This window comes from Rhabdonatronobacter sediminivivens (assembly GCF_013415485.1).
GTDB classification, from domain to species: domain Bacteria; phylum Pseudomonadota; class Alphaproteobacteria; order Rhodobacterales; family Rhodobacteraceae; genus Rhabdonatronobacter; species Rhabdonatronobacter sediminivivens.
Genome location: NZ_JACBXS010000025.1, coordinates 1 through 26,986 on the forward strand (window position 1 = coordinate 1; position 26,986 = coordinate 26,986).

23 protein-coding genes are annotated in these 26,986 nt (G+C 67.3%); 14 read left to right on the forward strand and 9 right to left on the reverse strand.

The features are described from left to right. Positions 1–405 precede the first annotated feature (405 nt). A complete protein-coding gene (locus HUK65_RS12300; protein ID WP_179906572.1) occupies positions 406–1,560 on the forward strand; it encodes a PQQ-dependent sugar dehydrogenase in 1,155 nt (384 codons plus the stop codon). Positions 1,561–1,664: 104 nt separating this feature from the next. On the opposite strand, the gene HUK65_RS12305 is transcribed toward HUK65_RS12300, so the two are convergent. Next, positions 1,665–2,141, reverse strand: coding sequence for an Lrp/AsnC family transcriptional regulator (locus tag HUK65_RS12305; protein ID WP_179906573.1), 477 nt, complete (start codon positions 2,139–2,141; stop codon positions 1,665–1,667). Between the two features lie 114 nt (positions 2,142–2,255). On the opposite strand from HUK65_RS12305, the gene putA reads away from it, so the two are divergent. Beyond that, positions 2,256–5,714, forward strand: coding sequence for a bifunctional proline dehydrogenase/L-glutamate gamma-semialdehyde dehydrogenase PutA (gene putA / locus HUK65_RS12310; protein WP_179906574.1), 3,459 nt, complete (start codon positions 2,256–2,258; stop codon positions 5,712–5,714). 113 nt (positions 5,715–5,827) lie between these two features. Here the strand turns inward: putA and HUK65_RS12315 are convergent, their stop codons facing one another. After that, a complete protein-coding gene (locus HUK65_RS12315) occupies positions 5,828–6,712 on the reverse strand; it encodes an alpha/beta fold hydrolase (protein WP_179906575.1) in 885 nt (294 codons plus the stop codon). A 125-nt stretch (positions 6,713–6,837) separates the two neighbouring features. Beyond that, a complete protein-coding gene (locus HUK65_RS12320) occupies positions 6,838–8,277 on the reverse strand; it encodes a divergent polysaccharide deacetylase family protein (RefSeq protein WP_179906576.1) in 1,440 nt (479 codons plus the stop codon). A 160-nt stretch (positions 8,278–8,437) separates the two neighbouring features. Between HUK65_RS12320 and HUK65_RS12325 the strand changes: the two genes are divergently transcribed. From HUK65_RS12325 to lexA, 6 genes are all read left to right on the forward strand, one after another. Beyond that, positions 8,438–9,019 (forward strand): anthranilate synthase component II, encoded by a 582-nt coding sequence (locus tag HUK65_RS12325; protein ID WP_179906577.1) that lies wholly within the window; start codon positions 8,438–8,440, stop codon positions 9,017–9,019. Further along, entirely contained in the window at positions 9,016–10,053 is a 1,038-nt protein-coding gene (trpD, locus tag HUK65_RS12330) for an anthranilate phosphoribosyltransferase (RefSeq protein WP_179906578.1), read from the forward strand. The genes HUK65_RS12325 and trpD overlap by 4 nt, the downstream gene beginning before the upstream one ends. Continuing rightward, the gene (gene trpC / locus HUK65_RS12335; protein ID WP_179906579.1) at positions 10,050–10,862 is read left to right on the forward strand and encodes an indole-3-glycerol phosphate synthase TrpC; all 813 of its coding nucleotides are present in this window, start codon (positions 10,050–10,052) and stop codon (positions 10,860–10,862) included. The genes trpD and trpC overlap by 4 nt, the downstream gene beginning before the upstream one ends. Continuing rightward, complete coding sequence (gene moaC, locus HUK65_RS12340; RefSeq protein ID WP_179906580.1) at positions 10,859–11,335, forward strand: cyclic pyranopterin monophosphate synthase MoaC; 477 nt, start codon at positions 10,859–10,861, stop codon at positions 11,333–11,335. The genes trpC and moaC overlap by 4 nt, the downstream gene beginning before the upstream one ends. Before the next feature lie 13 nt (positions 11,336–11,348). Continuing rightward, positions 11,349–12,539, forward strand: coding sequence for a molybdopterin molybdotransferase MoeA (locus HUK65_RS12345; RefSeq protein ID WP_179906581.1), 1,191 nt, complete (start codon positions 11,349–11,351; stop codon positions 12,537–12,539). A 67-nt stretch (positions 12,540–12,606) separates the two neighbouring features. Further along, on the forward strand, positions 12,607–13,299 hold the full coding sequence (gene lexA, locus HUK65_RS12350; protein WP_179906582.1) for a transcriptional repressor LexA: 693 nt from the start codon (positions 12,607–12,609) through the stop codon (positions 13,297–13,299). Between the two features lie 328 nt (positions 13,300–13,627). Here the strand turns inward: lexA and argE are convergent, their stop codons facing one another. From argE to HUK65_RS12365, 3 genes are read right to left on the reverse strand one after another with little or no spacing between them, the layout of a single operon-like run. Beyond that, positions 13,628–14,791 (reverse strand): acetylornithine deacetylase, encoded by a 1,164-nt coding sequence (gene argE / locus HUK65_RS12355; RefSeq protein WP_179906583.1) that lies wholly within the window; start codon positions 14,789–14,791, stop codon positions 13,628–13,630. A gap of 30 nt (positions 14,792–14,821) precedes the next feature. Beyond that, entirely contained in the window at positions 14,822–15,565 is a 744-nt protein-coding gene (locus HUK65_RS12360; protein WP_179906584.1) for an alpha/beta fold hydrolase, read from the reverse strand. Beyond that, positions 15,562–16,869, reverse strand: a complete 1,308-nt coding sequence (locus tag HUK65_RS12365; RefSeq protein WP_179906585.1) for an MFS transporter — start codon at positions 16,867–16,869, stop codon at positions 15,562–15,564. Before HUK65_RS12365 ends, HUK65_RS12360 begins: the two co-directional genes overlap by 4 nt. A 143-nt stretch (positions 16,870–17,012) precedes the next feature. Between HUK65_RS12365 and thrS the strand changes: the two genes are divergently transcribed. Together thrS and HUK65_RS12375 are read left to right on the forward strand one after the other, a co-directional pair. After that, the gene (gene thrS, locus HUK65_RS12370; protein ID WP_179906586.1) at positions 17,013–18,965 is read left to right on the forward strand and encodes a threonine--tRNA ligase; all 1,953 of its coding nucleotides are present in this window, start codon (positions 17,013–17,015) and stop codon (positions 18,963–18,965) included. Beyond that, positions 18,962–19,462 carry a hypothetical protein gene (locus tag HUK65_RS12375; RefSeq protein ID WP_179906587.1) on the forward strand — a complete coding sequence of 167 codons (501 nt, stop codon included), beginning with the start codon at positions 18,962–18,964 and terminating at the stop codon, positions 19,460–19,462. The genes thrS and HUK65_RS12375 overlap by 4 nt, the downstream gene beginning before the upstream one ends. Before the next feature lie 120 nt (positions 19,463–19,582). Here HUK65_RS12375 and HUK65_RS12380 read toward each other — a convergent pair whose 3' ends face one another. Genes HUK65_RS12380 through HUK65_RS19010 form a run of 3 tightly spaced genes read right to left on the reverse strand, consistent with a single transcriptional unit; the run spans position 19,583 to position 22,217 of the window. Next, positions 19,583–20,521 (reverse strand): site-specific tyrosine recombinase XerD, encoded by a 939-nt coding sequence (locus tag HUK65_RS12380; protein ID WP_179906588.1) that lies wholly within the window; start codon positions 20,519–20,521, stop codon positions 19,583–19,585. Between the two features lie 3 nt (positions 20,522–20,524). After that, a complete protein-coding gene (locus HUK65_RS12385) occupies positions 20,525–22,039 on the reverse strand; it encodes a hypothetical protein (protein ID WP_179906589.1) in 1,515 nt (504 codons plus the stop codon). A 43-nt stretch (positions 22,040–22,082) separates the two neighbouring features. Next, positions 22,083–22,217 carry a hypothetical protein gene (locus tag HUK65_RS19010; RefSeq protein ID WP_268839400.1) on the reverse strand — a complete coding sequence of 45 codons (135 nt, stop codon included), beginning with the start codon at positions 22,215–22,217 and terminating at the stop codon, positions 22,083–22,085. Between the two features lie 170 nt (positions 22,218–22,387). Between HUK65_RS19010 and HUK65_RS12390 the strand changes: the two genes are divergently transcribed. From HUK65_RS12390 to preA, 4 genes are all read left to right on the forward strand, one after another. Then, a complete protein-coding gene (locus HUK65_RS12390; protein WP_179906590.1) occupies positions 22,388–22,960 on the forward strand; it encodes a shikimate kinase in 573 nt (190 codons plus the stop codon). Then, entirely contained in the window at positions 22,957–24,087 is a 1,131-nt protein-coding gene (gene aroB, locus HUK65_RS12395; protein WP_179906591.1) for a 3-dehydroquinate synthase, read from the forward strand. Before HUK65_RS12390 ends, aroB begins: the two co-directional genes overlap by 4 nt. Positions 24,088–24,333: 246 nt before the next feature. Continuing rightward, entirely contained in the window at positions 24,334–25,656 is a 1,323-nt protein-coding gene (locus HUK65_RS12400; protein WP_179906613.1) for an NAD(P)-dependent oxidoreductase, read from the forward strand. A gap of 13 nt (positions 25,657–25,669) precedes the next feature. Then, a complete protein-coding gene (preA, locus tag HUK65_RS12405; RefSeq protein WP_179906592.1) occupies positions 25,670–26,971 on the forward strand; it encodes an NAD-dependent dihydropyrimidine dehydrogenase subunit PreA in 1,302 nt (433 codons plus the stop codon). Positions 26,972–26,986: the final 15 nt, after the last annotated feature.

Consider the following 26,986-nt stretch of genomic DNA (forward strand, 5'->3'; position numbering starts at 1 on the left):
ATCTCCGTTCTGTGTCGCAACTGAACAGAATCACAACCTGCTGAATTCACTCAACTCATTTCCGATTGGCCTCTCAGGCCGCAGGGGCCGAAACCTGCCGCGACCAGGCAGAACGCTCCGCGATCAAACTCCGAAGCCCCACGCCAAGCCGCTTCCTGAAGGCTTCAGGCCGCCGAACCGGCCCTGAAAGGCAAAAATCGAGGTGCCCTACTTTCTTCGGACTGTACGGGCCCCGACTGCCGTCTCAGGGCTCTCAGCAGTCACGGGGTATCTTGTGTCAGGTGGCGAACGCCGGGCGCTGTTGGTGCGCCAGCGCACAGGGTCTGCGGGTGTGGGCACAGCGATTGATCTGAACCGGAGCCACCCCATTTGCGTTAATGTATGGCAACAATGATGGAGGTTTCGATGCGATTGTTCCGCAATTCAACCGCTCTGGTCACCGCAACGCTGCTGGCACTGCCCGCTGTCGCCGACGCCCCCTATGAGGTCGAAATCCTGGCCGAGGGGCTAGACCGGCCTTGGGGCATGGCTTTCCTGCCCGGCACGCAGGATCTGATCATCACCAAGCGCGGCGGGTCGGTGGCGCTCTGGCACCATGACAGCGGCGAAGTGACCGAAGTCTCCGGCGCCCCCGATGTGATCAGCGACGGGCAGGGCGGCCTGCTGGATGTGGCGCCTGCGCCGGATTTCGAGGACAGCCACATGGTCTACATGACCTGGGTGGCCGAGCATGAGGATGGCGAAGGCACCACCACCCATCTGGGCCGGGCCGTGCTGGATCGCGACGACGGCGCGCTGAGCGATCTGGAGGTGCTGCATGTTGTCTCGCCCGGGGTGGACAGCAGCGGGCATTTCGGCTCGCGCATCGTGTTCCATGACGGGCATGTGTTCGTGGGTTTCGGCGACCGCAACTCCAAGGAGTTCGGCCCCGATCACATCGCCCAGGACCTGAGCAGCGAGAACGGCGCGGTGATCCGCCTGACCATGGATGGCGAGATCCCCGAGGATAACCCCTTCGTCGATGTCGAAGGGGCTGCGGGCGCGATCTGGTCCTATGGGCACCGCAACATCCAGGCCATGGCCGTGCACCCGGACACGGGTGAGATCTGGCTGGCCGAGCATGGCGAAGCCGGCGGGGATGAGGTCAATCTGGTGCAGCGCGGCGGCAACTATGGCTGGCCGCTGGCGGCCTTTGGTGTGGATTACCGCACAGGTGAGCAATTCGCCAATCCGCATCAGGAGGGGGACGGCTTTGTCATGCCCGCCTATCACTGGCCGCCGGGGCGTGATGCGCATTTCCCGCCCTCAGGCATGACCTTCTATGATGGCGATGCCTTTGGCGACTGGCAGGGCCGGATGCTGGTGGGCAACCTGTTCCATCGCTACATCGGGCTGTTTTCGGTGGATGGAGAGCAGGTGTCCTCGCCCGAGCGGCTGGTGGAGGATCTGGACCTGCGCATCCGCGAGATCGAGGTCGGCCCCGAGGACGGGTTCATCTATGTCATCGCCGATGGCGAGGATGTGCCGTTGTTCCGGTTGGTGCCGGCCGAGTCCGACTGAGGCCGGGGCCTGTGGTGGTGTGGGAAGCGCCCGTGCCGCGCGCCCACCCACCCACCCCGCGCGCCACGGGCGCTGTGGCCGTGCGATGCACGGCCACATTGATTTCACAGGACCGCCTGATCGCCGGTTTCTTTCACCGCCTCCATCACCACATGGGTAGAGGTGGACATGACATGCGGCAGGCTGGAGATATGTTCGGCCAGCACGCGGCGGTAGCTGGCGATGTCGCTGGAGCGCACCTTCAGCAGGTAGTCGAACGCCCCGGCGATCAGGTGGCATTCCTCGATCTCGGGCACTTTGCGCACGGCGCTGGCAAAGGCGTCCAGGGCGGCTTCGCGGGTGTCGGAGAGCTTGACCTCGACAAAGGCGACATGGGCGGCGTCAATCCGGCGCGGATCGATCTGGGCGCGGTAGCCGGTGATCACGCCCCCGGCCTCCAGCCGTTTCAGCCGGGCCTGGGCGGGGGATTTTGACAGTCCGATCCGGCGCGCGAGTTCGGTCACCGACACCCGCCCGTCCACGGACAGCACCCGCAGGATCGCCTGATCGAAGCGGTCCAGGTCGGTTCGGTCCTTTTGCATGGTGTGCCCCCGTAATTATGGCCAGAACGACTTTGATTTTACCGAAGATCAGGAAGAAAGAAAGCGTCCGGGCGGATATACTGGCAAAAATGCCCATAATGCAGGAGCGTCCCCATGTCGCGCATCGCCCTTCCGCCGATCCCCCGTTCCATCACGCATGATCAACTGGCGTCCGAGGCGCAGCTTCTGGAAGCCGCGCGGCGCGATGCCGGGTTGGACGGCCCGGCCCGTGCGGCGATCACCGGGGTGGCCGCGGACTATGTGCGGCGTATCCGCGGCGCCTCCAGCCCCGGGTTGATGGAGGTGTTTCTGGCCGAATACGGCCTGTCCACCGAGGAAGGCATCGCCCTGATGTGTCTGGCCGAGGCGCTGCTGCGCGTGCCCGATGCCGACACCATGGATGCGCTGATCGAGGACAAGATCGCGCCTTCGGACTGGGGCAGGCATCTGGGCCATTCCTCGTCCTCGCTGGTCAATGCCTCGACCTGGGCCTTGATGCTGACGGGCCGGGTGCTGGAGGACCGTGAGCCGGGCATGGCCGGGCATCTGCGCGCCGCCGTCAAACGGCTGGGCGAGCCGGTGATCCGCACCGCCGTGGGCCGCGCCATGAAGGAGATGGGCCGCCAGTTCGTGCTGGGCGAAACCATCGCTGCCGCCATGAAGCGCGCGCGGGGGATGGAGGCGAAGGGCTACACCTACAGCTATGACATGCTGGGCGAGGCGGCGCGCACCGATGCCGATGCGCAGCGCTATTTCGACGCCTATGCGCAGGCGATCAAGGCCATCGGCAAGGCCGCGACCTCCGGGGATATTCGCGACAATCCGGGGATTTCGGTCAAGCTCTCGGCGCTGCATCCGCGCTACGAGGTTGCGCAGCGCGCCCGCGTCATGGACGAACTGGTGCCCCGCCTGCGCGAATTGGCGCGCATGGCCGCGCGGCTGGGCATGGGCCTGAATGTGGATGCCGAGGAATCCGACCGCCTCGCACTCTCGCTGGAGGTTATCGGCACGGTGCTGGCGGATCCGCGTCTGGCCGGTTGGGACGGGTTCGGCGTGGTGGTGCAGGGCTATGGCCAGCGCGCCGGGGCGGCCATCGACTGGCTGCATACCACCGCCGAGGCACTGGACCGCAAGCTGATGGTGCGGCTGGTCAAGGGCGCCTATTGGGACACCGAGGTGAAGCGCGCGCAGGTGCTGGGGCTGGATGGCTTCCCGGTGCTGACCCACAAGGCGGGCGCCGATGTGAACTACATTGCCAATGCGCGGCGCCTGCTGGACCGGGCCGACCGGCTCTATCCGCAATTCGCCACGCATAACGCGCATACGGTGGCGGCGATCCTGCATATGGCGGGGGATCGGCGGGACTATGAATTCCAGCGCCTGCACGGGATGGGCGAATCGCTCTATGATCTGGTCATGGCCGATCACGCCATCCGCTGCCGCATCTATGCGCCAGTGGGGGCGCATAAGGACCTGCTGGCCTATCTGGTGCGTCGATTGTTGGAGAACGGGGCGAATTCCTCCTTCGTCAACCAGATCGTCGATGAGGAGGTCGCGCCCGAGACCGTGGCCGCCTGTCCCTTTGAAGCGCTGGAGGGGGTGGCGGCGTTCCCCAACCCGCTGATCCGCACCGGCCCGCAACTGTTCGCCCCCGAACGCGGCAACGCGCGCGGCTGGGACCTGACCTGCGCCCGCGATCTGGAGGAGATCGAGGCCGCCCGCGCCCCCTTCCGCACGGCGCAGTTTTCGGCAGCGCCGATCCTGGCCGGGGAGGCGACGGGCGGCGAAACTGCGCCCATCATCAACCCCGCCGACCCCGGCGACACCGTGGGCCATGTGACCCAGGCCAGCGCGCAGGATATCGCCGCCGCGCTGGACGCCGCGCGCCCCTGGCAGGCCAGCGCCGGGGAACGCGCCCGCGTGCTGGAACGTGTGGCCGACCTTTATGAGCGCGATTTCGGCAAGATATTCGCCATCGTCGCGCGCGAGGCGGGCAAGACCCAGCTTGATGCCGTGGGCGAACTACGCGAGGCGGTGGATTTCCTGCATTACTACGCCGTGCAGGCGCGCAAGCTGGCCGCGCCCCCGCGCGGGGTCTTCACCTGCATCTCGCCCTGGAACTTCCCGCTGGCAATCTTCACCGGCCAGATCGCGGGGGCGCTGGCTGCCGGGAACGCGGTGCTGGCCAAACCGGCCGAGGCGACGCCCCTGATCGCCCATCTGGCGGTGGAACTGATGCACGAGGCCGGGGTGCCGCGAACCGCGTTGCAATTCCTGCCGGGCGAGGGGGGCGTGGTGGGCCGCGCGTTGACCTCGGACCCGCGTGTTTCAGGCGTGGCCTTTACCGGATCGACCGGCACCGCGCAGGCGATCCGCCGCGCCATGGCCGAACATCTGGACCCGGCGGCACCGTTGATCGCCGAAACCGGGGGGCTGAACGCGATGGTGGTGGACAGCACGGCGCTGCCGGAACAGGCGGTACGGGACATTCTGGCCTCTAGCTTCCAGTCGGCGGGGCAGCGCTGCTCGGCCCTGCGGTGTTTGTATGTTCAGGAAGATGTGGCCGAAAGCTTCACCGAAATGCTGTTCGGCGCCATGGAGGAGTTGACGCTGGGCGATCCTTGGGACCTGTCCACCGATGTCGGCCCCCTGATCGACGCCCGCGCGCAGGCCGATTTCCGCGCCTATATCGACGCCGCCCGCGCCGAGGGCCGGGTGCTGAAGGAGCTGCGCGCCCCGAAATCCGGGCATTTCCTGGCACCAACGGTGATCCGCGTGCCGGGGATCAAGGCGCTGGAGCGTGAAATCTTCGGCCCCGTTCTGCATCTGGCCACGTTCAAGGCGGCGGACCTGCAGAAGGTCATCGACGATGTGAACGCCACCGGCTACGGGCTGACCTTTGGCCTGCATACGCGCATCGACAATCGCGTGCAGGAGGTGGTGGAGCGCGTGCGCGTGGGCAACACCTATGTCAACCGCAACCAGATCGGTGCGGTGGTGGGCAGCCAGCCCTTTGGCGGTGAGGGTCTTTCGGGGACAGGGCCAAAGGCGGGCGGGCCGAACTACGTGCCCCGTTTCGCAGGCAGCCCGCTGCGGATGGAGGGTGCATGGGGCGGAGACACCACGCCCGGTGCGGTGCAGAAGGCACTTGACGCCGCCACGCCCCCCGAAACCCGGATTGAGGCCGAGTTGCCCGGCCCCACGGGCGAATCGAACCGCCTGACCATGGTGGCGCGCGCGCCGGTCCTGTGCCTTGGCCCCGGGGCTCAGACCGCCGAGGCGCAGGCGGAGGCCGTGCGGGGCTTTGGCGGAGCGGCGGTGGTGGTCGAAGGCCGCCTGCCGCCCGAGGCACTGACGGAACTGCAGGGGTTTTCAGGCGTGATCTGGTGGGGAAGCTCCGAAGAAGGCCGCGCCCTTACCCGCGCTCTGGCCCTGCGCGACGGGCCTATCCTGCCGTTGATCGGGGGGGCGCCGGACCGGGCGTATGCGCTGCTGGAGCGGCATCTGTGCATCGATACCACGGCCTCGGGGGGGAATGCGCAGCTTCTGGCCGCCGTTGGCGCCGATCCATAAGCCGCCCGCCAATTCGGGCGTCCGCGCAAGCAGCGCCCCGAGCCGCGCCCACCCACCCACCCTGCGCGCCTCGGGGCGCTCTGCCCGGCGCAGGCGCCGGGCAGGGAAAGCTGTCAGGCTTCGCTGAAGAAATCCTGCAGCGCGGCCAGGGTTTCCGCGGGCGCTTCTTCGGGAAGGAAATGGCCCTGGGGGACAGCATGGCCCCGCACGTTGCGCGCCACCTTGCGCCAGCAGTCCAGCACATCGAACTTGCGCCCGACAAAGCCGCGATCCCCCCAGAGTGCCATGACCGGCATCTCCAGCAGACGCCCGGCATCGGCGGCATCATGGTCCAGGTCAATGCTGGCGGCGGCGCGGTAATCGGCGCAGCTGCCGGCAATGCAGGCCGGGTCCGAAAACGCCCGCAGATAGTCGGCGACGGCTGCCGGATCGAAGACCGGGGCCGCGCTTCGGCTCCAGTGCCCCAGTTTCTTGCGCAGGTAGAATTCGGGGTCGGCGCCGATCATCCGTTCAGGCAGGGGGGCGGGCTGGATCAGAAAGAACCAGTGGTAGTAGGCCGTCGCGAACTCCATATCCGTGGCGGCATACATCTGGTCGGTGGGGGCAATGTCCAGCACCGCCAGCCGCTGGACGGCGCGGGCATGGTCACGGGCCATGCGCAGCGCCACCCGCCCGCCCCGGTCATGGCCGGCCACCATGAAGCGTGCATGTCCCAGTGCGGCCATCAGCGCCACCTGGTCGGCGGCCATGGCGCGCTTGGAATAGACCGCATGGTCGTCACTGTCGGCGGGTTTCGAGGACCGGCCATAGCCGCGCAGATCGCTGACCACCACATGAAACCCTGCCTCCACCAGTCCCGGTGCAACGCGGTGCCAGCAGGCATGGGTCTGCGGATAGCCATGCAGCAGCAGGACCGCCGGACCCGCCCCGGCGCTGCGCGCAAATATGTCCATGCCTTCGGGTGTCGTGATCCGGTGCTCGGCAAAACCGTTGAACATTGGTGCCTCCGTTCAAGCCAGCGCGCGCCCGTGCGTCTGCACGGGCAGCGCCCATGCGGCGCGGGGTGGGTGGGTGGGCGCGACGCATGGGCGCTGCATTCGCGCGATCGGCCACAGGTGTCGCATCATCCATCCAGCGCCGCCGAGACCGGCACCAGCGTTACCTCATCCGCGCGCCCCTCCATCCGCCAGGACAGGATGCCGGGCAGCGTCTCGGGGCTTTCGGCATGGCCCAGGACGATCACGCTGCCCTCGCGCCCGGCTTCGAATACGGCGCGGTCCAGAAAGCGCCGGATCACGAAAATCGACTGGTCATCATCATCGAGCACCCGATACACCTGCCCCTGTGCCAGCCCCGAACCTGCGGCGATGCGCGCGGCCGGGTTCAACCCGCGGGCAAAGCTCACCAGCGCATGGCCGTCGCGTTCCAGCACCGGCACAACCAGTTGCGCAAGGCGCGTGTCACTCTGAAACCCGCCTTCCGGCAGGTCGATCACGCCCACAGCCTCGGGGATGGTGGCGAAATGGTTCTCGAAGGTGATCTCGAGGTCGCTGGCGGTGGCCCGGGTGGGCAGGGCGCTGGCCAGGATCAGCAGCTCCATCCCTGCCGCGCGATAGGCCGCAGCGGCCTCGGCGGCGCCTTCGGCCATGGGGTCCAGCGCGATTGTCACGGCGAAGGGCAGGGCCTTGAGATCGCTGCGCAGTTCCGCGCTGATCCCGTCATCGACAAGGATAATCGCCATGCGGGGCAGGTCCGGGTCCAGGTCCGCCGGGGCCGCATGGCGCAGGACAGCGGGCAGGTCCAGCGGCTGCGTTTCCTCCGCTTCCGCCTCGGGGGCGGCGTCCTGCTGGGGGGGCGGATCACCGATGCGCGGCAGCCGGTCGGTGCGGATGCGCGCGCGCGGGGTGATCTGGTCAGGGTCGTCTTCGGATCGGGCCTGCGGCGCGGCGGGTGCGGGGTCATCGAGTTGCACCAAGCCGGGCGAATCGCTGACGGGCCGGGGCGGGCGGGTCAGACGCGGCAGGACGGGCGGTTCCCCGGCCTCGGCGCGCGGCAGAGGGACGCTGGCCTCGGACGGGGCGCGGCCGGTGTCACTCTGGGGCGGGGCGGTGTCGCCGGGGCGTGCGGGGGCGGCAGGCTCGGCGGCGGGGCTGTCGCCGAGCGGCGCGCGCGGGGCCAGGGGCAAGGAGCGCAGCGCATCAGGCGCAGCGCCCGAGGCGCTTTGCGCCCGCGGCTCCGGCGGTGTGGGCTCGGGCGCGGGGGTGGTGACGGTCTGTGGCCGGGGGCGGGACGGGGGCGCGGGCAGGTCCGGCGCCGTGCTGTTGCCGCGCGGGCGCGCAGCAGGCGCGGGGCGGCCCGCATCGCTTGCCGCTTCAGCTCCGGGGGCAGGAGGCTCGGTCACCGGCGCGGCATCGCCGGGCGGTTCCGGCAAGGCGGTGACCAGCCTTTCTGCCGGGTCCGGCAACTCGGGCACAGGCGGATCAAGCAGGACCGCCAGCACCAGGAACCCGGCGACAAAGGTCACGCCGCCCCAGATCAGGCCTGACACAAACCCCTTGCCCAAAGCGCCCTCCGAACATGCACACCCGCCATCGCATCGGTTGTTTCACAAATGCAGACGCGGGGCAAACCTCAACCGCGCGGTCTTGACCCCGGGCCAAGCCTGCGGGCATGTAGGCGCAACGCCGTGCCTGCCAACGGCCCGGGCCGAGAGGATTGCCGACATGCTGCTCCTGATCGACAACTATGACAGCTTCACCTGGAATCTGGTGCATTATCTGGGCGAACTGGGCGCCGAGGTCAAAGTGCAGCGCAATGACGCGCTGGACGTGCAGGCGGCCATGGCCTTGCGGCCTGCGGCGATTGTGCTGTCGCCCGGTCCATGTGACCCCGATGCCGCCGGGATCTGCCTGCCCCTGACCCTGGCCGCAGCCGAAGCGGGCATCCCGCTGCTGGGCGTATGCCTGGGCCATCAGACCATCGGCCAGGCCTTTGGCGGCAAGGTCGTGCGCGCGCCGCAGATCGTCCATGGCAAGCCCGGAACCATGCACCATACCGGCAAGGGCGTCTTTGATGGTCTGCCCAGCCCGTTTTCGGCCACCCGCTACCATTCGCTGATCGTCGACCGCGAGAGCCTGCCCGCGTGCCTCGAGATCACCGGCTGGCTGGAGGATGGCACCATCATGGGCCTGGCCCATCGCAGCCTGCCCATCGAAGGGGTGCAGTTCCACCCTGAAAGCATCCGCTCCGAACACGGCCATGCCATGTTGCGCAATTTTCTGGACCGGGCCAGTGTGGCCGCATGACCAATGACATCAAACCCCTGATCGCCGCCGCCGTCACCCGCCCCCTGACGCGTGAGGAAGCCGAGGCCGCCTTTGCCATCTTCTTCGAAGGTCAGGCGACCCCGGCGCAGATGGGCGGGTTCCTGATGGCCCTGCGCACCCGTGGCGAAAGCGTGGATGAATATGCCGCGGCCGCCGCAGTCATGCGGGCGCGCTGCAACAAGGTGCGCGCCCCCGAAGGCGCCATGGATATTGTCGGCACCGGGGGCGATGGCAAGGGCACGCTGAATATCTCGACCGCTGCGGCCTTTGTGGTGGCGGGCGCCGGGGTGCCGGTGGCCAAGCATGGCAATCGCAACCTGTCGTCGAAATCCGGCGCGGCAGATGCGCTGGGGGCGCTGGGGATCAATGTCATGGTCGGTGCCGATGTGGTTGAACGCGCCCTGGCCGAGGTTGGCATCGGCTTCATGATGGCCCCCATGCACCACCCGGCCATGCGCCATGTCGGCCCCGTGCGGGCCGAGCTGGGCACAAGAACGATCTTCAACATCCTGGGACCGCTGACAAATCCCGCCGGGGTCAAGCGCCAGTTGACGGGTGCGTTTTCCGCCGATCTGATCCGCCCAATGGCCGAAACCCTGCGCACCCTGGGGTCCGAGGCCGCCTGGCTGGTCCATGGCGGCGATGGCACGGATGAGCTGTCGATCTCGGCCCCCAGCCGTGTGGCCGCGCTGCAGGACGGTGAGATCACCGAGTTCGATCTGCACCCCGAAGAGGCGGGCCTGCCCGAACATCCGTTCGAGGCCATCCTGGGCGGCACTCCGGCCGATAACGCCCGCGCCCTGCGTGGGCTGCTGAATCGCGCGCCAGGGGCATACCGCGATGCGGTGCTGCTGAACGCAGCAGCCGCGCTGGTGATTGCCGGACGCGCGAAGACATTGGCCGAAGGTGCTGATATCGCACGCGAAAGCATAGATTCCGGTGCCGCACTGCATAAGGTGGAAGCGCTCGCGCGCCTCGCCCCCTCTGACCCCCCGGTAAAGGCGCAATCATGAGCACCATTCTGGAGAAGATCAAAGCCTACAAGCTGGAAGAGGTCGCCACCCGCAAGGCCGCGCGCCCGTTGGCCGATCTTGAGGGCGCCGCCCGCGCCGCCGATGCGCCCCGCGGGTTCGCCGCAGCGCTGGCAAACGCCCAGCGTCAGGGTTACGGTTTGATTGCCGAGATCAAGAAAGCCAGCCCTTCCAAGGGTTTGATCCGCCCTGATTTCGACCCGCCCGCGCTGGCACAGGCCTATGCCGACGGGGGCGCGACCTGTCTGAGCATTCTGACCGATGAACCCTCGTTCCAGGGGGCGGATGACTTCCTGGTGCAGGCCCGCGCCGCCACCGACGTGCCTGTGCTGCGCAAGGATTTCCTCTATGACCCGTGGCAGGTGGTCGAATCCCGCGCGCTGGGGGCAGATTGCATCCTGATCATCATGGCCAGCGTTTCGGATGCCCAGGCGATGGAACTGGAGGCCGCGGCGCAGGACTGGGGCATGGATGTTCTGGTTGAGGTGCATGATGACGCCGAACTGGAACGTGCAGCGACCCTCAAATCGCCGCTTCTGGGAATAAATAACCGTGATCTCAATACGTTCGAGGTAAGCCTTGACACGACCCGAAGGCTTGCACGCCTTGCTCCAGCGGATCGTCTTCTGGTGGCCGAAAGCGGGCTGAGCACGCCGCAGGACCTGGCCGACATGGCCATTTATGGCGCGCGCTGCTTCCTGATCGGCGAAAGCCTCATGCGCGAGGCCGATGTCGCCGCCGCCACTCGGCGCCTGCTGGCCAATCCGCTGACAGCAGAAGGGGGAATGTGATGGCGCTCACCCATTTCGATTCCGACGGCCACGCGCATATGGTTGATGTGTCCGAAAAGGACGTGACCGCGCGGGTGGCCATCGCCGAAGGCAGCGTCATCATGCGGCCGGAAACCCTTGCGCTGGTGACTGAGGGGCGGGCGAAGAAGGGCGATGTGCTGGGGGTTGCCCGGCTGGCCGGGATCATGGGGGCCAAGCGCTGTGCGGATCTGATCCCGCTGTGCCATCCGCTGCCGATTACGAAAGTGTCGCTGGACCTGACCCCGGATGTGGCGCTCCCCGGTGTCCGCCTGCGCGCCGAGGTCCGCACCACCGGCCAGACGGGTGTGGAAATGGAGGCCCTGACCGCGGTCAGCGTTGCCGCGCTGACAGTGTATGACATGCTCAAGGCCGCCGAGAAATCCATGCGCATAACCGAGATCGCTGTGACGCTGAAGGATGGCGGAAAATCAGGGCGTTACGAGGCGCGTTGAAGTCAGGACAAGAATGATCACCGTTGACGAAGCGCTTGCCCGCATATTCGCCCTTGTATCGCCGGTGGGGACGGAACCGATTGGCCTGATCGAGGCCGACGGGCGCGTCTTGCGCGCTCCGGTACGTGCCGGACGGGACCAGCCGCCCTTTGCGGCGTCGGCCATGGATGGCTACGCGGTCTGCGGTGACCTGCGCACGGGAACGGTGCTGCGGGTCATCGGCGAGGCGGTTGCCGGACGGGGCTTTGCGGGAAAGCTCCATCCGGGTGAAGCGGTGCGGATCTTTACCGGCGCGCCCGTGCCGGAGGGCGCCGATCGCGTTGTGATCCAGGAGGACATGCAGGCCGGTGATGGTACGGCAACGATGCTGCGCGATCCTTCGCGCAACATGCACATCCGCCCGCAATCCATTGATTTTTCGTGCGGAGACACGGTTTCAGCGCCGCGTCGGCTGCGCCCCGTCGATCTGGCGCTTCTTGCGGCCATGAACGTCCCGCAGCTTCAGGTCAGTCGCAGGCCGGTGGTGGCCTTCATTGCCACGGGGGATGAGCTGGTAATGCCGGGCGAGGACCCCGGCGCGGAGCAGATCATCGCCTCGAACATCTTTGCCCTGGCGGCCATGGCCCGCGCCGAAGGGGCCGAGGCCCGCATCCTGCCCATTGCCCGCGACACCGAGGACCGCCTGCGCACTGTCCTGGAACTGGCCGCCGGTGCGGACATGATCGTGACCATCGGCGGCGCTTCGGTGGGGGACCATGACCTGGTGAGCAAGGTGACCGATGCCATGGGCGCCGAGCGGTCTTTCTACAAGATCGCCATGCGCCCCGGAAAGCCCTTGATGGCCGGAAAGCTGGGCGAGTCCCTGTTGCTGTGTCTGCCGGGAAATCCCGTTTCTTCAATTGTCTGTGGTCATCTGTTCATGTTGCCTGTGCTGCGCGCCATGCTGGGTCTGGGCAGTTGGCCTGCGCCCACGCGCACGGCGCGGCTGGGATGTGACGTGGCGGCCAACGGCCCGCGCGCCCATTACATGCGCGCGCGATTGCACCCCGGTGAAGCTGATCCACAGATTACCCCATTTGCCAATCAGGACAGCGCGGTGATCAGCCTGTTGGCGGAAGCGGATGCGCTTTTGCTGCGTCCCGCCGGGGACGGCGCACAACCCAAGGGTGCGCCGGTCCGCTATATTCCACTTCATGCTGGTTGACACATAGCACGAACACAGATAGAACGTTTGCGGAATATCAGTGCTGTGCAGCCGCGCGGGGGGTTACATGCTGACACGCAAGCAGGTCGAACTTCTGTCCTTGATCAACGAACGCATGCAGGCGGATGGGGTTGCTCCCTCATTCGACGAAATGAAGGACGCGCTCAATCTGAGGTCCAAGTCCGGGATACACCGCCTGATCACGGCGCTGGAAGAGCGTGGGTTCATCCGTCGTCTGCCGCACCGGGCGCGGGCGATCGAGGTGTTGAAACTGCCTGAGAAGATGGCGCGGTCCGAGCCGCTGAGCGTGATTCAGGGCGGTGCGCGTGCTGCGCCCCCTCGGCCAGCGGGGGGCATGGCTGTGCAATCCGCCGGCGCGATGGAGGTGCCCTTGATGGGCCGGATCGCTGCCGGCACGCCGATTGAGGCGATCAGCGAGGTGGCCAACCATATCGGCGTGCCGGGCGCGATGATCTCGTCCAGATCCAAGCACTACGCGCTGGAGGTGCAGGGCGATTCGATGATCGATCTGGGCATCAACGACGGGGATATCGTGGTGATCCGGGAGCAGTCCACCGCAGAGAATGGCGATATTGTCGTGGCGCTGGTCGATGGGCATGAGGCAACGCTCAAGCGGTTTCGTCGCACCAAGGGCATGATTGCGCTAGAGGCTGCGAACCCGGCCTATGAAACGCGGGTGTTGCGCGATGATCAGGTCAATGTGCAGGGGCGACTTGTCGGGTTGATCCGGAGCTATTGAGCCTTGCGGCAGACTTGTCGCGGCGGTCTCTGGTTCCGGAACCGGGGATCCTGCGAATGGACGGTTCGTGCATGTGTGTTCGGGCAGGGTAAACAGGGCAGCGGCATCGGTGCCGATGATCTTCAACGGTCCAGGGGCTGACCCGTTCGGATGCGCCGCGTTGGGCGCGGGTGGCTGCCGTGTCATAAGTGTGCGCCTTGCGGTGCCGCGGGTCCGCAAGCGATGGCCGAGGAGGCACCGGCCATGTCTGACCCGGCCTGCGACGTGGCGCATCTGAGCGTTTTCGGTGCCTGCTGGACCGGGGCGTGTGCCTCTTGGGCGTCGGACGCTATGCCGTCATCTCGGCCAGCAGCCGGTCCAGAAAGGCGGCGCCGGCTTTGAACTGGTCGATTTCGATGAATTCATCGGGCTGATGGGCCTGGGCAATATCACCGGGTCCGCAAACGACAGTGGAGTATCCCTGTGCCTGAAACTGGCCGCCTTCGGTGCCGTAGCTGACCACGTGACTGCCGTTGTCGCCGCTCAGCCGCCGGGTGCGTTCTTCGGCCCTGCCACCGCGTTCGGGGCGCAGGGGGGGAAGGGCGAAATATCGGTCCAGATGGATGGCAGCCTCGGGGCGGATGGCCTTCATGTCGGCTTCGATCCGCGCGACCTCGGCCTCGAATGCGGCGCACCAGGTTTCAGGGTCGTCGCCGGGGACGACGCGAAAGCTCAGAGAGAAATGGCAGTCCCTGGCAGTGATGTTATGGGCCGTGCCGCCCGCAATTGTGCCCACATGCAGCGTGGTCCAGGGCGGATCAAATGCGGCGGCCAGCGGGCCGGGCGTGGCGCGGGCATTTTCGGCGTTGCGCTCGTTGGCCCATTGGATCAGGCGCGCGGCCTCCATGACCGCGCTGACCCCGCGATGCAGGATCGATGAATGCACCTCAAACCCGCGCATGTGCACGCGGTAACCGGTGCCGCCCTTGTGGCCGGTGACCACCCGCAGGGTTGTCGGCTCACCCACGATCACGGCCTCGGCGCGGGGCAGGGTGTCGACCATGGCGTGGATCAGATCGACCACGGCCATGCAGCCCACTTCCTCGTCATAGGAGAGCGCCAGTTGCAGCGGGCGGCTCAGGTCCATGCCGCGGGCCTGGACCATGGCGGCGATGGCCAGCGCAACAAAGCCCTTCATGTCGCAGGTGCCACGTCCATAGAGCCGCCCGTCGCGTTCGGTCACCTGCCACGGGTCGGTGGTCCAGTCCTGCCCATCCACGGGCACCACATCGGTGTGCCCGGAGAGGATCAGCCCGCCGGGCACATCCGGGCCGACCTGCGCGAAGAGATGCGCCTTGGTTCCGCAAGGCGAGGGGACGCGGGTTGCGCCGATGCCGTGTTCGGCCAGATAGCCTTCGACCCAGTCGATCAGGGGCAGGTTGCTGTCACGGCTGACGGATGGAAAGGCCACCAGGCGGTCCAGGATATCGCGGGCGCTGAGTGTTTGGGGCATCTGCCCTCCGGTTCTGGGCGGCGCCTTGGGTCAGGTCCCGGGCAGCGCGACAATGGTTTCGGTGATCAGTTCCAGGCAATCGAGTGTGGAAAAGCGGTGATCCGCGCCCTTGACCAGCGTCAGCCGCAGATCGGCGCAGGTGGCGTGTTCCATCAGCCGCAGCCCCACCGCCACCGGGACATCCGTATCGGCGGTTCCGTGCAGCAGCCGCACCGGAAAGGGCAGGGCCAGAGGATGGCGCAACACCAGGTTCTGGCGCCCGTCCTCGATCATGCGGCGGGTGACGATGTAGCCGTCGTCGGAATAGTCCGAGGGCACCATGAAGAAGCCTTCGTGGATCAGTTGCGCGCGCTGTGCGTCCGAGGCATCGGCCCACATGCTGTCCTCGGTGAAGTCCGGCGCGGCGGCGATGCCGACGATCCCGGTGATGCGCTCGGGGATCGCGCGCGCCATCAGCAGCGAAATCCAGCCGCCCATCGAAGACCCCACCAGCACCTGCGGCCCCTCGGTCAGGGTGGTGATGGCCTGTTGCGCATCCTCGGCCCAGTCGCCGATGCAGCCATCCTCGAACCGTTCCGAGCTTTCGCCATGGCCGGAATAGTCGAAGCGCAGAAAGGCGCGGCCCTGCGTGCGGGCCCAGGCCTCCAGATGCACGGCCTTGGTGCCGGTCATGTCCGACACCAGCCCGCCCAGGAACACCACGCCCGGGCCGCGCCCCGGCGTGCGGTTATAGGCGATGCGCCGCCCCTGCGGGGTTTCCAGAAATTCGGTCATTCCGCGCCCAGCTCCTTCAGTCCATATGCCACCCAGGCGCCCGCCAGCGCCATCGCCGCGAACAGCGCCAGCGTGACCTGCGCGCCAAACGCCCCGGCAATGGCGCCAAAGACGCCGCTGGCCAGCAAGATCACCCCGATCACGGTGTTCGCAATGGCGGTATAGACGGCGCGACGCTCGGCGCCAACCATATCCACCAGATAGGTGGACCGCCCCAGCCGCACGCCCTGATGCGCCACCATGATCCAGAACAGCGCCAGTGGCATGGCCCAGAGCGTTCCGGCCAGCCCCATGGCCCAGAAACCCAGCGTCAGCGCCATGCCCGCCGCGCCGCTGATCCCCGTCCAGATCAGCACCCGGCGCGAGGATCTGTCCGCCAGCCGCCCCCAGACATAGCCTGAAAGCAACCCGGCCAGCGCCGAGGCCAGCACCAGCGTGCCCAGCCCCTCAAGTGCGGCGCCGGCTTCGCCCGCGGCCAGCACCACCAGCCAGGGCGGGGCCAGCGCGGTGGCGGTCAGCAGTCCGCGCGCGGTGATGAAGCGCGCCAGTTGCGGATCCTCGCGCAGGTAGCGCAGGTTGGCTATGGCGGCCTGCCATCCATTGGCGCCGCCATCGGAAGCGCCCGCATCCTCGGCCAGCCCGGCAAAGATCACCCCCGCCAGCACCCAGGCCCCCGCCGCCAGCGCAAGCGCGCCCAGCACCACCGCAAAACGCGCCTCCGAGAACACGATCAGCACCAGCGCAAAGCCGATCACCACCACCGAAGACCAGGACGCCGCCAGCCCCGTCACCGTCCCGCGCTGGCCCTTGTCGATGGTCTTGCCCAGCACGTCCTTGTAGGCGACCGAGGCGACCGAGCGTGACAGCGCCAGCACCGCCAGCCCCGCCAGGATCACCAGCCCCGCGGCCAGCCCTTCCAGCAGCAGCGCCGCCAGCAGGATGATCGCCGCGCCCGCGCCCTGACCCAGCGCCGCCCCGGCCCACGCCCATTTGCGCCGCGCCATCGCCCGGATGCGCGCCGCGGTGAACAGTTGCGGCAACAGCGAACCGGCCTCGCGGATCGGGACCAGCAGCCCCACCAGCGCGGCAGGGGCGCCCAGATGTGTCATCAGCCAGGACAGCACCAGCTTGGGGTCAGACAGCCCGTCGGCGGCCTTGGACAGCCCCAGCGCCCCGGCATGGCGCAGGAAGTTCTGCGGCTGCGCATTGCAGGCCTCGTCGGAAATGTCACGGCAGACGCGGCCATCATCCTCGGCGGCCAGCGTTTCGTATGCCAGCCGGACGGCTGCGCGGGGTTCAGGCATGGGCGACTCCGGTTGATGCGGCGAGGATAGCGAAGTTTTCCAACGTGGCCAGCTTGACTTTCGTTCCCCGCCCAGCGAAACCCACGCCCGACATAACCCGCAACCGGGCGTTCCGTGGGCGCCAAAATGACGAGGACCGGCCAATGGCCCAGATCTCCCTGACCTTCCCCGATGGCAATGCGCGCAGCTTCGACGCCGGTGTGACCCCGGCCGAGGTGGCCGAGAGCATCTCGAAATCGCTGGGCAAGAAGGCGATTTCGGCCACCGTCAACGGCGCGCATTGGGATCTGCAATGGCCGATTGACACGGATGCCTCCATCGCCATTCACACCATGGCCGATGACGCGCCTGCGCTGGAACTGATCCGCCATGACCTGGCCCATATCATGGCCCGCGCCGTGCAGGAGATCTGGCCCGATGTCAAAGTCACCATCGGCCCGGTGCGCGACAAGGGCTGGTTCTATGACTTCGACCGCGCCGAGCCCTTCGTCCCCGAGGATCTGGCGAAGATCGAGGCGCGGATGCGCGAGATCATCAACGCCCGCGAACCGGTCACCACCGAGGTCTGGGACCGCCCCCGCGCCATCGCGCATTATTCGGCGGTGGGGGAGCCCTTCAAGCTGGAACTGATCGAGCGCATCCCCGAGGGCGAGCCCCTGCGCATGTATTGGCACGGGGATTGGCAGGATCTCTGCCGCGGCCCGCATTTGCAACACACCGGCCAGGTGCCCGCCGATGCGTTCAAGCTGATGTCCATCGCCGGGGCCTATTGGCTGGGGGACAACACGCGGCCGATGTTGCAGCGCATCTATGGCGTGGCCTTCAAGGACCGCAAGGATCTGAAGGCCCATCTGACCATGCTGGAGGAGGCCGCCAAGCGCGACCATCGCAGGCTTGGCCGCGAGATGGAACTTTTCCACCTGCAGGAAGAGGCGCCGGGCCAGATATTCTGGCACCCCAATGGCTGGATGCTTTACACCACGCTGCAGGATTACATGCGCCGCCAGCAACGCCGTGGCGGCTACGTCGAGGTGAACACCCCCCAGGTCGTCAACCGCAAGCTGTGGGAAGAAAGCGGCCATTGGGAGAATTATCAGGAGCATATGTTCATCGTCGAAGTGGACGAGGACCATGCGCGCGAAAAATCCATCAACGCGCTCAAGCCGATGAACTGCCCCTGCCATGTGCAAGTGTTCAATCAGGGGCTGAAAAGCTATCGCGACCTGCCGTTGCGGATGGCCGAATTCGGGTCCTGCAACCGCTATGAGCCGAGCGGAGCCCTGCACGGGATCATGCGGGTGCGGGGGTTCACGCAGGATGACGCCCATATCTTCTGCACCGAGGCCCAGATAGAGCCGGAATCGCGCCGCTTCATCGAATTCCTGTCAGGCATCTACGCCGATCTGGGGTTCGAGTCCTGGCGCATCAAGCTGTCGACCCGGCCGGAAAAGCGCATCGGGTCCGAGGAAAGCTGGGATCATGCCGAGGCGGCGCTGGCCAATGCCGTGGTGGCGGCGGGCCACAGCTATGAGATATTCGAGGGTGAGGGTGCGTTCTATGGCCCCAAGCTTGAATTCGTGCTGACCGACGCTATCGGGCGTGATTGGCAGTGTGGCACGCTACAGGTGGACCCGAACCTGCCCGAGCGGCTGGACGCGACCTATATCGGTGCAGATGGCGCGAAACATCGCCCCGTGATGCTGCACCGTGCGGTGCTGGGGTCGTTCGAGCGGTTCATCGGCATGTTGATCGAGAATTTCTCGGGCCGTCTGCCGCTATGGCTGGCGCCGCGTCAGGTGGTGGTGGCCTCGATCGTATCCGCCGCCGATGACTATTGCCGTGATGTGGTGGCGGCGCTGCAGGCCGCCGGGATCCGGGCCGAGCTGGACCTGCGCAACGAGAAGATCAATTACAAGGTCCGTGAGCATTCGGTGGGCAAGGTGCCGGTGATCCTGGCCATCGGCGCGCGCGAGGTCGAGGAGCGGACGGTATCTGTCCGGCGTCTGGGCGAGAACCGGACCGAGACCCGAAGCCTGGACGCGCTGATCCCTGACCTGTCCCAGGAAGCCACGCCACCCGATCAGCGCGGGACATGACCGCGCTGGACGCAACCGCGCTGCTGGCGGCCGAACGCTGGCTGCGGTTCCACGATCTGCGCGCGGGGCCGGGATTCGGCGCGGTGACGCTTTGGGTCGATGCTGCCGAACCCTCCGAGGACATGGTGCCGCTGGGCAGTGGCAGCGCGCGGATCGACCGGATCATCGGGCCTGTTCAGGCGATCGAACCCGGTCTGGACAGCCTGCGCTACCAGATCGTGTTCCGCGATTGCGTGGCCTGGGGCTGGCGCGATGAAAGCTATGCGCTGCCCGAGGAAGGCGAGGATACCGGCACGGCGTTGCGGCGCTACACGGTCTCGCATTTTCTGGAGTATGCGCGGCGGGCGGGCTTTTCCGAAGGCATGACCGAACACCCGATGGAGCATTTCTCGGTGGTGACGCTGGATGCGATTCTGGATGTGTTGTGCCCCGAGGCGCCCGAGGTCACGGCCCGGCTGATCCGCCATGATGACGATGGCCACCGGCAGGAACCCTGACGCGGGTTTCGCCGCAGGTTGCTGCCGCAAAAGCGCCCCCGAGCCGCGCCCACCCACCCACCCTGCGCATCTCGGGGGCGCTGGCCCGGCATGGGCCGGGCCCGGGTCAGTCCGGTTGTGTCACTCGGCGAGCGGGTGGTGGTCCAGCACCAGCCGTTTGAGGCGCTCTTCAAGCACATGGGTGTAGATTTCGGTGGACGAGACATCGGCATGGCCCATAAGCGCCTGAATGGCGCGCAGATCGGCGCCCCCGGCCAGCAGATGGGTGGCGAAGGCGTGGCGCAGCACATGCGGGCTGACGCGTGACGGGTCCAGCCCGGCGGTGACGCAAATCTCCTTGATCAGGGTGAAGAAGCGCACCCGGCTGAGGTGCCCTTCCTTGCCGCGCGAGGGAAACAGGTGGCGCGGTGCGGGCAGGCGACGGGCGCGCAGGGCGTCGGCCTGGGCCTCCCAGCAGGTCAGCCAGTCGCGCAGCGCGGCGCGGGCGGGATCGGACAGCGGCACCATGCGTTCCTTGCCGCCCTTGCCGCGCACCAGGATCAGGCGCGGATCGCCCCGCACGGCGGCGACGGGCAGGCTGACCAGTTCGCTGACCCGCAGGCCGGTGGCGTAGAGCAGTTCCATCAGGCAGGTGTTGCGCAGCCGGTCGGAAGGGCTGCGCCCGGTGCGGCCCGCGGCCTCCAGCAGGCGCTCGACCTCTGCATGGCTCAGCGTGCCGGGCAGGCGCTTGGACTTGCCCGGCCCGGTGATGCGCAGCGCCGGGTTATCGGCGCGCAGCCCTTCGTCATAGGCGAAGCGGAACATCTGCCGGATGGCCGAGAGCCGCCGCGCGCGGGTGGATCTGGCCAGCCCCTCGGCCTCGCAATCGATCAGGTAGGCTTCCACCCCGGCGCGGTCGATACTGCCAAGATCAAGGCCCTTGCGCGCGCACCAATCGGCGAAATCCGACAGGTCGCGCCCATAGGCCAGCAAGGTGTTGCGCGCGGCGCCGGCTTCGGCGGCGGCGGCGTCCAGGAAGCGGGAGATGAGCCTGTGGTCCAAACTCGGCGCGGCGGGCATGGTTCAGCCCGTCCGGTTCAGGATCAGCAGTTCGATCGCCGCGCGCCGGGTCACCCCCTCCAGCCCCAGGGCGCGCAGGGTTGCGAGGGCCTCGGTCAGGGCGCGCAGGTCGCCTGCAGCGCCTTCGGCCAGGCGTTCCAGCGCCACCAGCGCGGTGTCACCCTTGTGGCCCTGCGCGATCCGGGCGGCGAGGGCTGCGGGCACAGGCGGTGGATCGGCCAGCGCTTCGGCCACGGCCTCGGCCGGGGTATTGGCCGCCGCTGCGGGCAGGGGCGTGCCCAGAGCCAGGGCCGCCAGGAAGGGCGCGCGCGTGTCATCGGGCAGGGGGGTGTCGGGGCTCAGGGCGTCTTCGGGGGCCAAGAGGGCCATTTCAAAGGCGATCTGCCTGGCGGTGCCCGCCAGCGGCACCGGGGCCAGGCGGCTGGCGAAGATGCTGGCAAAGGCGATTTCCAGTTCGGCCGCCTGCACCAGTGGCCAGAGGCGGATGAGCGCGTCCCCAATCCGTGTATCGTCCCCTGCGGTCAGCGCCGCCTCAAGCGCATTGACCGCGCGCACCCGGTCCCAGATCCCGCCCGAGGCCGCGGCGCGGGCCTCGGTGTAAAGGCCCAGCAGGCGGTTGGGCTCCAGCGCGCCGGCGCGGGTCAGCCGTTCGGCCGCGTCCAGCTGCGCGCGCCACCCGGCGGTGCCGCGCAGATCGGCATGGGCAAAGGCCAGCGGCAGGGACTGGGTGTACACGGGCTCGCCAATGGCTTCGAGGATGCGCCATTGCAGGGGGGTGCTGACGGTGGGTATGGGGCGGGACATCTGCATCTCGGCGTCCTCGGCATCGAGGAACCGGCGCAGAAGGGTGGCGTCGGTCGGCGTGATCCCGCCCAGGGTTTCGGCGGTTTGCAGGCTGAGCATGGCTGCGGCCCAGTCACCGCCTTGCATCAGGCAGAAGGTCCGCCCGGCGTAGTTCGGGCTCAGATCACCTTTGGGAGCAAGAACTGAGGCGCAGGCGCGATCCTCGACCCCCAGCAGCAGGGCGATGTCGAACCAGCGCGACCAGAGCTCCGGGGTGACTTCGGCCCCGCTCTCGATCAACTGCAGCGCCTGGTCAAGGGCGCCGAAATCCACCAGCTTGTCAATGCGTGCCAGCAGCAGGTTGCCCTCGGGGGCCGGATCGCTGGCGACAGGCGGAGAGAACTCGGCCAGAAGGATGCGGTAGATGGCCCGCTGCGCCGCCGGAAGCGTGTCGGTGGAAAGCGCGCGCACCCGGGCGGCCAGTTCCGGTGCAGGGGTCAGGCCCCAGAATTCGTGTGGCAGGCCAACGCGCTCGGCCGGGAAGAGGCCGATTGCCTGATCGGATCCTGTGCCCAGAGGGGTCACCAGAATGGGTTCGTCGGTGACCCCGGGGCTTACGCCGGGGCCGTCCTGCGGCGCGCCCAGGTGGAACGGGGCCGAAGCCGCCAGATTGTCCGACAACCAGTCGATGGCGGACAGGGGCGCCTCGGCCGCCGCAGGGGCGACACCTGCCATCGCTCCCGCGAGCGCCCCAGCGAGGACCGGGGAGGGGCGGCGCCTAGTTGCCATCCAGGCTGACCGGTTCGCTGACCTGGCTGCGCTGGGGGCTCAGGTCACCGACATAGGCAAAGCCCACAAGGCCGATGCCCCCCAGGACGGCCAGGATCAGAACCAGTTTCACAATGTGGCGCATGCGCGTCGTCCTTTGTCTGTTCCTTTCATCCGGATGCGACACCCTGCCCGATGCATCCGTCCATGACCCCTGGCAAAGACCGGCCGAGGCGCTTTGGCTATGGAACTTGATGCAATATCGCGTCATTGAGGGGGAATGCAAAGTGAAGTTTTCTTGTGCGGCTGGGCAGGATGGCGGTGAACGGAAAAGGGACCGGGGTGCGCCTGCACAAGACCGTGGTGCTGGTGGGCATGATGGGGGCCGGCAAGACCGCCGTGGGCCGCGAGATCGCCCGGCGCATTGCCGTGCCGTTTCTTGATTCGGACGAGGAGATCCAGCGTGCGGCCAATATGACCATCGCCGAGATCTTCGCGCGCGACGGCGAGGGGTTCTTTCGCCGCCGCGAGGCCGAGGTGATCGCGCGGTTGATGCGTGAACGGCGCGGGATCCTTTCGGTGGGTGGCGGCGCGTTTCTGAATGCCGACACGCGGGCGCTGATTTCGAAGCTGGGTGTGTCGGTCTGGTTGCGCGCAGACTTGGAGCTGTTGTGGTCCCGGGTAAAGGGCAAATCGACGCGCCCGCTGCTGCGCACCGAGGACCCGCGCGCAACTCTGGCCGCCTTGATGGACGCGCGCGAGCCGCATTACGCCCTGGCCGATCTGGTTGTCGATGCGCGCCCGGGCTACGCCATCGGAGACATGGCCGCCAAGGTTCTGGAAACCCTGGCCACGCGGTCGGATGTATTGGAGGGGTATGGCGGATGAACGCTCAGGCGCAGGGGATCGACCGGGTTGGTGTGGCGCTGGGGGCGCGCAGTTATGACGTGCTGATCGGCCCCGGATTGCTGGCCGATGCCGGGCGCCATGTGGCGCCGCTGCTGGCGCGGCCGCGGGTGGCGGTGATCTGCGATGAAACCGTCGCCGGGTTGCATCTGGATGCGCTGCGCGGCGGGTTGGAGCGTTCCGGGGTTCGCATGGACGCGCTGGCCCTGCCGCCGGGCGAGGCCACCAAGGGCTGGCCGCAGTTCACCCGCGCGGTGGAATGGCTGCTGGAGGCGCAGGTGGAGCGGCGCGACGTGGTGGTAGCGCTGGGCGGCGGGGTGATCGGCGATCTGGCCGGGTTCGCGGCGGCGGTGCTGCGCCGGGGCGTGCGCTTCGTGCAGGTGCCCAGCACGTTGCTGGCGCAGGTGGACAGTTCCGTCGGGGGCAAGACGGGGATCAACACCGCGCAGGGCAAGAACCTGGTGGGGGCGTTTCACCAGCCCTCGCTGGTGCTGGCGGATACGGGGCTGCTGGATACCTTGCCCGCGCGCGATCTGCTGGCGGGCTATGGCGAGGTGGTGAAATACGGCCTGTTGGGGGATGCCGGGTTCTTTGCCTGGCTGGAAGAGAACGGCCCGGCGCTGGCTTCGGGCGATGCTGCGGCGCGGCAACATGCGGTGCGGCGGTCGGTGGAGATGAAGGCCGGGATCGTTGCGCGCGATGAGCATGAGACCGGCGAACGGGCGTTGCTGAACCTGGGCCATACCTTCTGCCATGCGCTGGAGGCGGCGACCGGCTATTCTGATCGGCTGCTGCATGGCGAAGGCGTGGCGATCGGCTGCGCGCTGGCCTTTGATCTGTCCGCGCGGATGGGGCTTTGTGCGCAGGAGGTGCCCTCGCGCGTGCGGGCGCATCTGCGCGCGATGGGGATGAAGGCGGATCTGGCGGATATTCCGGGGGAGTTGCCGGCGGTTGAGGCGCTGGTGGCGCTGATGGGGCAGGACAAGAAGGTCATCGACGGGCAGCTGCGCTTCATCCTGGCGCGCGATATCGGCGCGGCCTTTGTCTGCGATGATGTGCCGGGCGATCTGTTGCGCGCGATGCTGCAGGACGCGCTGCCTGCGCGCTGAACTTTCCGGCTTTCGCTGAAGGAGGGCCGCGCGGACGCGCGGCCCGTTCCTTTTTCTGGCACCGGGCAAGCCCGGTGCGCGGGGGCATTCTGCCCCCGGGGCCCGCCCTGGTGGGCGTGTCCTCCCCCTGAGAGTATTTTTGGCAAAAAAATAGGCCTGGTGCGCAAATTTTATCGTTTGATAAAATTTGCGCCTGTGGCAAGGTGTGCGGAGCCAGTCCTGACGGGGAGAGAGCCAGTGACCAGCATGATGACGCCCGGGATTGCGCCCGGACGCTTGAGCGCCGACGCGTATGCGCGCAATTTTAATGACCTCTATCCGGATTTTGACCCGCATGAGGCGATGGTGGCGGCGGATCGCTGCTACTTCTGCCACGATGCGCCTTGCATCACCGCCTGTCCGACCGAGATCGATATTCCGCTGTTCATCCGGCAGATCCAGGCAGGCCAGCCCGAGGCGGCGGCAAAGACGATCTTTGACCAGAATATCCTTGGCGGGATGTGCGCGCGGGTCTGCCCGACCGAAACGCTGTGCGAAGGGGCCTGCGTGCGTGAGGCGGCCGAGGGGCAGCCGGTGGAGATTGGCCGGTTGCAGCGCTATGCAACGGACCGGCTGATGGCGCAGGGCGGGCATCCCTATGCGCGGGCCGAGCCTTCGGGCAAGCGTGTGGCTGTTGTGGGGGCGGGGCCTGCGGGGCTGGCCTGTGCTCATGGGTTGGCGCGGCGCGGGCATGATGTGGTGATCTTCGAGGCGCGCGAAAAGCCTGGCGGGCTGAACGAATACGGGATCGCCGCCTACAAGACCCCCCATGACTTCGCCCAGTCCGAGGTTGACTGGATCATGGAGATCGGCGGGATCAGCCTGCGCCAGGGCATGGCGCTGGGGCGCGATATCACGCTGGAAGGGCTGCGCGCGGAGTTTGACGCGGTGTTTCTGGGCATGGGGCTGGGCGGTGTGAATGCCCTGGGCGTGTCCGGGGATGACCGCGACGGCGTGCGCGATGCGGTAGATTTCATTGCCGAATTGCGCCAGACGGATGATTTGTCCGCGCTGCCGGTGGGGCGCCATGTGGTGGTGATCGGTGGTGGCATGACGGCGGTGGATGCGGCGGTGCAGTCGAAGCTGCTGGGCGCCGAGCATGTCACCATGGTCTATCGGCGCGGGCGGGAGCGGATGTCAGCCTCGGACCATGAGCTGGATCATGCGGCGACGGCGGGGGTGAAGATCATCACCGATGCAATGCCGGTGGCCGTGCATGGCAATGGTGCCCTGCGCGAGGTCGAATTCGCCTATACGCGGCAGGGTGCGAACGGGTTGGAGGCCAGCGACGAGCGCTTCCGCCTACCAGCGGATCAGCTGTTCCGCGCCATCGGGCAGACGCTGGAGGCCACGCCCGAAGGGCTGGCGCTGGAGGGCGGCAAGATCGCGGTGGATGGCGCGGGCAAGACCTCGGTCCCCATGGTCTGGGCCGGGGGCGATTGCACCGGCGGGGGCGAGGATCTGACCGTCACGGCGGTGGCGCAGGGGCGCGATGCCGCCGCCGATATTCATGCACGCCTGATGGGCTGAGGAGGGATCGAACATGGCCGATCTGAGAAGCGATTTCCTGGGGATCAAATCCCCGAACCCGTTCTGGCTGGCCTCGGCCCCGCCGACGGACAAGGAATACAACGTCGTGCGCGCCTTCAAGGCGGGCTGGGGCGGTGTGGTCTGGAAGACCCTGGGCGCCGAGGGGCCACCCATCGTCAATGTGAACGGGCCGCGCTACGGGGCGGTCTGGGGGGCGGACCGGCGGTTGCTGGGGCTCAACAACATTGAACTCATCACCGACCGCCCGCTGGAGGTCAACCTGCGCGAGATCAAGCAGGTCAAGCGCGACTGGCCGGACCGGGCGATGGTGGTCTCGTTGATGGTGCCCTGCGATGAGGAATCCTGGAAAGCGATCCTGGCCCGCGTGGAAGAGACCGAGGCCGACGGGGTGGAGCTGAATTTCGGCTGCCCGCATGGCATGTCCGAGCGCGGCATGGGCTCGGCCGTGGGGCAGGTGCCGGAATACATCGAGATGGTGACGCGCTGGGTCAAGCAGCACTCGCGTATGCCCTGTATCGTCAAGCTGACCCCGAACATCACCGATATCCGCAAACCGGCCGAAGCGGCGAAGCGCGGGGGCGCGGATGCGGTGTCGCTCATCAACACGATCAGTTCGATCACATCGGTCGATCTGGACAATTTCAGCCCCGAGCCCTCGATCGACGGGAAGGGCGCGCATGGGGGCTATTGCGGCCCGGCGGTCAAGCCCATCGCGCTGAACATGGTGGCCGAGATTGCGCGCGATCCGGCCACGGCCGGCCTGCCGATCAGCGGGATCGGCGGCGTGACCACCTGGCGCGATGCGGCCGAGTTTCTGGCGCTGGGCGCGGGGAATGTGCAGGTCTGCACGGCGGCGATGACCTATGGGTTTGGCATCATCAAGGAGCTGACGGCGGGGCTGTCGCTCTATCTGGACCAGAAGGGAATGACGCTGTCGGAGCTTTCTGGGCGCGCGGTGCCCAATGTCACCGACTGGCAGTATCTGAACCTGAACTATGTCACCAAGGCGCGGATCGACCAGGACCTGTGCATCAAATGCGGGCGCTGCTATGCGGCCTGCGAGGACACCAGCCATCAGGCGATTTCCATGTCGCCGGACCGGGTGTTCGATGTGATCGACGAGGAATGCGTGGCCTGCAACCTTTGCGTCAATGTCTGTCCGGTCGAGAACTGCATCACCATGGAGCGGCTGCCGGCCGGTGCCGTGGACCTGCGCACGGGGCAGGAGGTGCGCGACGATCATGGTGACTGGACCATGCACCCGAACAACCCCATGGCCCGGGCGGCCGAATAGCCGGGCAGGGGGGCT